Consider the following 890-nt stretch of genomic DNA (forward strand, 5'->3'; position numbering starts at 1 on the left):
CGATCCGGCCGTCAGGGCGGCGGCCGCGCCGGCCGCGAGCGAGCTGAGTCCTCATTTCGGGCTGGCGTACGATCCGGCGGGCGGCCTGCCCTACTCGCCTCCGGCCGAGGTGCTGATGGACCTGGCCGAGCGGCGGATCGCGGACATGGACGCGGGCGGGGTCACCATGCAGGTGCTGTCCTGTCTCAGTGCCCAGCAGGTGCCGGCGGACGTGGCCCCCGCCCTGATCCGTGCCGCGAACGACAGGGCGGCCGCCGCGGTGCGGGCCTATCCCGACCGGTTCGCCGCCTTCGCCGCCCTGCCCACCACCGCGCCCCGGGCCGCCGCCGCGGAACTGGACCGGTGCGTCAGCGAGCTGGGCTTCGTCGGGACCATGATTTTCGGCCGCACGGACGGGGAGTTCCTCGACGTGCCGCGTTTCGACCCGATCCTGGCCAAGGCGGCGGCGCTCGACGTGCCGATCTTCCTGCATCCCGGTGTGCCGCCGCGTGCGGTCACCGAGAGCAACTACCTGGGCGGCCTGTCGCCGGTGGTCGCCACCCGCCTGCAGACCAGTGCCTGGGGCTGGCACCAGGAGACCGCGGTGCACTTCCTGCACCTGGTCCTCTCCGGGGTGCTCGACCGCTACCCCGGCCTGCAGTTCATCCTCGGCCACTGGGGCGAGATGATCCCCTTCTACCTGGAACGCATCGACGAGGCCCTCCCGCAGCGCGCCACCAAGCTCCAGCGCTCCTTCGGCGAGTACTTCCGGCAGAACGTCCACATCGCGCCCAGCGGCCTGTTCAACCAGGCCCAGTTGCAGTTCTGCCTGGAGACGGTCGGCATCGACCGCATGGTCTTCGCGGTCGACTACCCCTTCGCCGGGAACGAGGGCGTCCTGCCCTTCTTCG

At 71.5% G+C, this 890-nt stretch carries 1 protein-coding gene; it reads left to right on the plus strand.

Translation table 11 applies throughout. The features are described from left to right. A partial coding sequence (locus tag ACFF45_RS35500; RefSeq protein WP_381351171.1) for an amidohydrolase family protein occupies positions 1 to 890 on the plus strand: 890 nt, incomplete at both ends.

This window comes from Streptomyces cinereospinus (assembly GCF_042430725.1).
Classification (GTDB): Bacteria; Actinomycetota; Actinomycetes; order Streptomycetales; family Streptomycetaceae; genus Streptomyces; species Streptomyces cinereospinus.